Below are 6,252 nucleotides of genomic sequence, written 5' to 3' on the forward strand. Positions count from 1 at the left end.
ACACCACCGACAATTGTCGTTATATTAAAGACATATGTCATAAAGAATTTGGAGGTTGAACATGGCATTGTCGAAAATTACCGATGTTTTAGGCGGGGAAAAGGTAGTGGGCAAGCGAATCAGGACCAACATGGACCTTCTGGATTTGTCTATTAAAGGTGTTACTAAAGATGCACTGTTGAACCTGTCTGAAAATTTATCCCTTTCTATGAAACAAATGGCTCAACTTCTGCCGGTTACGGAACGTACATTACAGAGATATAAGAATAAAGACCATTTTAATCCGTCTGTTTCCGAGCATATCATACAGCTTGCAGAGGTGGCGGCTAGGGGTGTGGAGGTCTTCGGGGACAGGGAGAAATTCAAGAAATGGCTAAACCACCCCAGCGTAGCATTGTCCGGAAAAACCCCGTTAAGCTTGCTTAAGAACCGCTTCGGTGTGCAGTTGATTCTGGATGAGCTCGGGCGCATCGAGCATGGCGTATATGCCTGATGCAGCTCTTTCGTATAGCTAAAACCAAGTACATAAAGGACTTAACCGGGGCAGGTTCACGCACGTACGGAGGCCGCTGGAACCGTAAGGGCGTGGGTTTGATTTACGCCTCGGAAAGCAGGTCGCTGGCCGCGCTTGAATTTCTAGTGCATGTGCCCGCCTCGATTGCGCCAAGGGATTTAAGTATTGTAACCCTTGATATCCCGCCCCAGGTGAAACCAAAGAAACTGGATTTAGCTATCCTTCCCCCTAATTGGAGACAAAATCCGCCTCCGGAGGAGCTTGCGACCATCGGTACTGAATGGGCGCAATCAAATGAGTCCCTTCTTCTTCGAGTGCCTTCGGCTATCATTGAAAACGAATTCAACGTCCTCATAAACCCATCTCATCCGGATTTGAAGTTGATAAAGCTGTCAAAACCCGAGCCGTTTGTCTTTGATGAGCGTTTGATCAAGAGTAAAGGCTAGAACCGGAAGCACGAAATTAGAGCATATTGATATTGGCCAGGTATTTAGGTGAAGTATTCAAATATCGATAAGCATTAGAGCAATCTGCACATGAGTCTAGCAGCATCCGTCTATGTATCTCTAGGCCGTCGATAATCGTGCTTCGACTGGGCTCAGCACGAACGGAGTTTAAGAACTCTTCCTCACCGTTTGTCCTAAGGCCAAGCCTGTCTTGATCTGTGCCGAAGATCGAAGGGTGAACGGTAGGCGTTTGATGTTCGTTTAATCTTAAGAAGTTATTCCTCGATTATTGCCACCGGCCTTACCCAGCCTGCGCTTCCGCCCAAAATCTTGATGGGAAAGCAAGCGACCTTGAAACCGAAGGGTGGGAGTTTGTCTAAGTTGGTCAGTTTTTCAATCTGGCAGTATTCCCTCTCCATCCCGGCAAAATGCGCCCCCCAGATTACGCTCCTGTCACCGGTTCTTTTAAACTCCTCTACCATCGCCCAGAAGGGCCTGTCCCATCCGGCAGAGTCTGTCCCCATTACCTTCACTCCGAGATTGCAAAGCCATAACGTAGATTCCCTTCCCAGCCCCGGAAACTGAGACCAGTATTCCATAGTGCCCCATAGTTTATCAGCTCCGGTCATGACCAGGACAATGTCGTGGGGTTTGATCCTGTAGGAGATTTTATCCAGGGCTTCTTGAAGATCAGGGATTGTGATGAGTTCTCCGGGCTTCTTATGTCTCATATCTATGACAACCCCGTCTCCATAAAACCACTCCACCGGGACTTCGTCTATCGTCCTGGCCTTTTTACCCTCCGATGTCGGGTGGTAATGCCAGGGAGCATCTATGTGGGTCCCCACGTGGGTGCCGAGGGTAACGTAGTCGTTAGCCCATCCTAAACCATTGGGGAGGTCTTCTCTCTCACACTCAAAACGCTTCATCATGTATTCTGCGGTGTCTTCATGCTTTTCGTGCATTATTTCCAGCCGCTGGTGCTCCGGGCCCGGAGCCGGTTCGATTCTTATACTGAGGTCGATTATTTTCGGCATAGACCTAATTATATTTGAGCTAAGGGTATAATCAACAATGGTCATAGGCTGCTGTGGGATTTGGCGTTTAAATTAAGTTGGCTTAATCTAGGAATTAAGTGGTATAGTGGTATATAAGTCACTGGTATCCGGGATGTTAACTTGAGATTTTCCTGTGGCTGGCCATGCCTCAGATCCCACAAAGCAATCACACGCAAGGTATCATTCCCGCGCAAGCGGGAATCCAGTTTTTTAATTATGGATCCCCGATTAATGCATTCGGGGATGACAGATTAGGGGCTGTCATTCTCGCGGAGCTTGTCCTCGACCTCGATCTGTGAGCGGGAATCCAACGATCTGTCGTTACCAACCCTGTCCCGAATCCTTCCCCGGTTTAACCTGGGAACCATCGCTTAGGACAGGCTCTGAGGAATCGAAGGACCCCTCGCAATGACATGTTAGACCGCCGGTGCAGGTTATTGATACTCTGCGACTTGCCGCTGTGAAGTTTATCTCATTGGATAAACAAGGAGATAAATCCCCGTTGACTTGATTAAGTCTTTTATGTATTTTCTGCAATAGTAGGTCGACTTGGAAATTATTACCTGTAGGCAGGAGGTGCAAGATGGCAAACTGGTGGTGGAAGGCGGATTATTTTGAGACCTGTAACTGCGCTTATGGATGTCCCTGCAATCTGACTATGATTCCAACGGACGGAACGTGCCAGGCAATTGATGCCTGGCGTATTAAGGAGGGAGCCTTTGATAACGTCAGATTGGATGGACTGGTGATTGCCCTCATTGTACGCTGGCCCAATCCCATCCACAAGGGCAACGGCAAGGCGGTTGTCTACATCGACGAGCGTGCCGACCAACAGCAGCGTGAGGCTCTTGCCAAAATCGGCACCGGCCAGGCTGGAGCTGGCGGGCCATTCGAGATTTTCTCTACCACCTATTCCCAGCCAGCCAAGGTCGTTTACGGCCCTGTCCAGGTAGAACGTAAAGGCAAGAGAGCAACCTTGCGCCTGGGTAACGCAGCCAGCGCCGACTTTGAACCAATCATCTCCGATATGGACCAGTCTGAAGCAGATGTCCACATGGTGTTACCCAAAGGATTCATCTGGAAGGACGGCGAGTTGGTGAATACGAAAGTTTGTGAGGTTAACGTCGAGGGACTCAAATTCCGGCACGAAAACTCCAATGCCTTTTTCTCCGAGGTGGAGTATAACGTTTAATACGCCCGGATTTGGAGCGACGAATAGGGCGGTGTGGCTCATCAACAACTTGTGGTGTTTGTTCCCTTGATATTTGGGTGAGTGTTTTAAGTCGGTAATCATGAACTAAAGCAGTTTAAGATTGCATTTCTGATTTAACCTTTATCACGGTCTCGGTCCCATGGCACTGCGTTCACTTTATGTAGATTTTAATTCCTATTTTGCCTCTGTAGAGCAGCAGTTGAGGCCGGAGCTGCGGGGCAAGCCGGTCGGCGTCGTACCGGTGATGGCCGAGACTACGTGCTGCATTGCTGCAAGCTACGAGGCGAAAGGGTTTGGGGTCAAGACCGGAACGCGGGTATCGGATGCCAGAAAGCTATGTCCCGGTATTCAGCTTGTAGAGGCTCGCCCGGCCGTCTATGTCGAGTATCACCACAAACTGGTAGAGGCCGTGGAATCCTGTATCCATGTGGATAAGGTGCTGTCCATAGATGAAATGGTATGTGAGCTTACCGGCAGCCTCCGGCAGCGTGAACGCGCAACCGCTCTGGCCCGCCGGATTAAAGACACCATTGCCAGGAGGGTGGGCACCGAGTTACGCTGCTCTATCGGCATCGCTCCGAATCCTTTTTTGGCTAAAACCGCATCCGAGATAGAAAAGCCCGACGGCTGCGTGGTCATCGATACCCCGGACCTACCGCACCGTCTTTTTTCTCTCGAATTAAGGGACCTCTGCGGCATTGGCGCGGCTATGGAGAGGCGTCTTCGGCAGCTTGGAATATACACGGTCGAAGACCTTTGTAACGCCAGCAAGCAAAAGCTACGAAAAGCCTGGGGCGGGATCGAGGGCGAGCGCATGTACGAGAGGCTACGCGGTGAGGTAGTGTACTCGCCGCCGACGAAGAGGTCGACGATTGGGCATTCCCATGTGCTGCCGCCTGAACTGCGCTCGGATGATGCCGCATTCTCCGTCCTGCATAAACTCCTGCAAAAAGCGGCGACGAGACTACGGAGTTACGGCCTCATAGCCGGCGCACTGTCGGTAAAGGTAAAATACACTGATGGTCGATTTTGGGATGACCAAATCGGGTTTGACCCCACCAGCGATACCCTGGAATTTTTGGACGCCCTTGGAAGACTGTGGAGGGTGCGGCCTAAAACTAGCGCCGTTCCGTTGGCGGTTGCGGTCACGCTGTTTAAACTGAGCGAAGAGAAAAGCCAGTCGCTCTCCCTGTTCGGTAACAGCAAGTTGCGCACCCGTCTCAACGAGGCGATTGATAGGATAAACCTCCGTTACGGAAACAACACCGTTTACTTCGGCGGAGCAGAGGCAGGGTTGAAAGCGGCGCCGATGCGAATAGCCTTCAATCACATTCCGGACGTTAAAATCGAGGGTGACGAGTGATTAAGAGAGCAATCCCGAATGTTTATAATCCCGGGATAATAATCTAGGCAATAGAGATGGCTTCATCCATTATCGGGACAATATGGCCAAACACTGCTGCGGTAACGTCCGAGGCATTCGGGGCCTGGAGTCTTTCTTTTCTTGAAGTGTTTTCAGTCCAAACCACGAGTTCAAGTCATCACAGCCGTCGCCCGGGGGTGCCGGCTCCTGGGGTTCACACAAAGGGCTATCGTTCGGGCAACGCAGGCGGACGTGAAAATGCCCGTCATGCCCCCACCAGGGACGGATTTTTCCGAGCCATTCTTCGCCCCGGTATTCCTGGCACAGCTTTCTTTTAATGACCGGGTTTACAAAAATCCGGTCCACTTTTTCCGACGAGGCCGCCAGCTTCAACATCCTGCCGTGTACCGAGTCCCACCGGAAATCGTCTATGCGCGCAAAGTCCGGAGTGAGTAAGGATAGGGGCTCCATCTTTTCTCTCTCCGACCAGCTCAGGGTTCGTTTTATGGCTAGGGGGTTCTGCCAGAACAAGATATCCGCATCCAGGCCGGTCTGATGGCTATTGTGGTCGCTGGGTAGAGGGCCGCCATTTCTCTGGGATAAATCTCCGATTAACAAAGCGCCTTTAAGACGGCTGGCAATATCCTCTGCCAGTGACTGCACATATTGGATGAGGTCTGGGTGTCCGTAATAGCGTTTTCTACTGAGGCGGATTACCTGATAACCGATGCCCTCTGATGGGAGTTCCACTGAGTTTTCTATGCAACCCGCGGTATAAAAGCCAATAACCTCGGTTTTCTGAAAATCGTCGGCTTTGAGTCGATCTCCAGGGTCAAGATTAAATGCAAAAAAGATTGTCAGGGAAAGTGGAAGACACCTTAAAATTCCTACTTTTAAAATCCTTGACATGAGGTTATATACAATTTGATAAGCCGCTAGCAAGTGCATTTTAGATGGTATAAGATTATAAAATTATAAAACTATTAGTTCGTTTCTTCATGTTACTATAAAAATTTGAACAGTTAAACAAGGAGTTATGGATGACGAAAGCAAATAAAGTTCACACGAAAGAAATGATGTTGCTCTTAACCGTTTTGATCCTGGCCCTAGTTGGTGGGTGCGCTGACCGTAAAGCCAGGACTAAGACCATGGATGAGGAAGAGGCTAAAGCCTCTGTCAAAACTGCTACCTCGAGTAGGGAGAACGTTTTAACATTCGAAGCCCTGCAGAACGCCGTATACCGCTCCGAGTATTTCAAGGACGGCCAGGTAAGACTCACAAACGGCAAGTATGAAAGTGCCGGTATCGTTATCTCGCTAGACGAGCAGATGCAGTTTGGAGACGTGACCGGAGACCGTATCGAGGATGCGGTGGTAGTTTTGGTGACCGATACCGGCGGGAACGGAGCCTTCTACGACCTTGCTGTGGTAGTAGACGAGAACGGAACACCGGCGAACATCGCCTCTACCTATCTCGGTGACAGGGTGAAGATAGAATCCATTTATATCGAAGCAGGGAAGGTAACAGTCAGTATGGTTATGCACGGCGAGACCGACCCGGACTGTTGTCCGACGTTAAAAGTGGTTAAAACTTATCAGTTACAAGGTGGCAACTTGGTAGAGCAGTGATAACCGGATGTTTTCTTTTTCCTTTCATTC

At 49.9% G+C, this 6,252-nt stretch carries 7 protein-coding genes; 5 read left to right on the forward strand and 2 right to left on the reverse strand.

Annotated features, from left to right (window positions below; all coding sequences use genetic code 11):
- Nucleotides 1–61: 61 nt before the first annotated feature.
- Together VNN20_04560 and VNN20_04565 are read left to right on the forward strand one after the other, a co-directional pair.
- Nucleotides 62–493, forward strand: coding sequence for an antitoxin Xre/MbcA/ParS toxin-binding domain-containing protein (locus VNN20_04560; protein HWP91451.1), 432 nt, complete (start codon nt 62–64; stop codon nt 491–493).
- Nucleotides 493–960, forward strand: coding sequence for an RES family NAD+ phosphorylase (locus VNN20_04565; GenBank protein HWP91452.1), 468 nt, complete (start codon nt 493–495; stop codon nt 958–960). Before VNN20_04560 ends, VNN20_04565 begins: the two co-directional genes overlap by 1 nt.
- Before the next feature lie 275 nt (nt 961–1,235).
- Here VNN20_04565 and VNN20_04570 read toward each other — a convergent pair whose 3' ends face one another.
- The gene (locus VNN20_04570) at nt 1,236–1,997 is read right to left on the reverse strand and encodes a cyclase family protein (GenBank protein HWP91453.1); all 762 of its coding nucleotides are present in this window, start codon (nt 1,995–1,997) and stop codon (nt 1,236–1,238) included.
- Between the two features lie 604 nt (nt 1,998–2,601).
- Between VNN20_04570 and VNN20_04575 the strand changes: the two genes are divergently transcribed.
- Together VNN20_04575 and VNN20_04580 are read left to right on the forward strand one after the other, a co-directional pair.
- The gene (locus VNN20_04575; GenBank protein ID HWP91454.1) at nt 2,602–3,210 is read left to right on the forward strand and encodes a DUF1326 domain-containing protein; all 609 of its coding nucleotides are present in this window, start codon (nt 2,602–2,604) and stop codon (nt 3,208–3,210) included.
- Nucleotides 3,211–3,370: 160 nt separating this feature from the next.
- Nucleotides 3,371–4,594 carry a DNA polymerase gene (locus VNN20_04580; protein ID HWP91455.1) on the forward strand — a complete coding sequence of 408 codons (1,224 nt, stop codon included), beginning with the start codon at nt 3,371–3,373 and terminating at the stop codon, nt 4,592–4,594.
- Between the two features lie 69 nt (nt 4,595–4,663).
- On the opposite strand, the gene mepA is transcribed toward VNN20_04580, so the two are convergent.
- Nucleotides 4,664–5,503, reverse strand: coding sequence for a penicillin-insensitive murein endopeptidase (mepA, locus tag VNN20_04585; GenBank protein ID HWP91456.1), 840 nt, complete (start codon nt 5,501–5,503; stop codon nt 4,664–4,666).
- A 131-nt stretch (nt 5,504–5,634) separates the two neighbouring features.
- Here mepA and VNN20_04590 point away from each other — a divergent pair, with 131 nt between their 5' ends.
- Nucleotides 5,635–6,222 carry a hypothetical protein gene (locus tag VNN20_04590; GenBank protein HWP91457.1) on the forward strand — a complete coding sequence of 196 codons (588 nt, stop codon included), beginning with the start codon at nt 5,635–5,637 and terminating at the stop codon, nt 6,220–6,222.
- Nucleotides 6,223–6,252: the final 30 nt, after the last annotated feature.

The organism is Thermodesulfobacteriota bacterium, from assembly GCA_035559815.1.
Taxonomy (GTDB): Bacteria; Desulfobacterota_D; UBA1144; order Nemesobacterales; family CSP1-2; genus DATMAT01.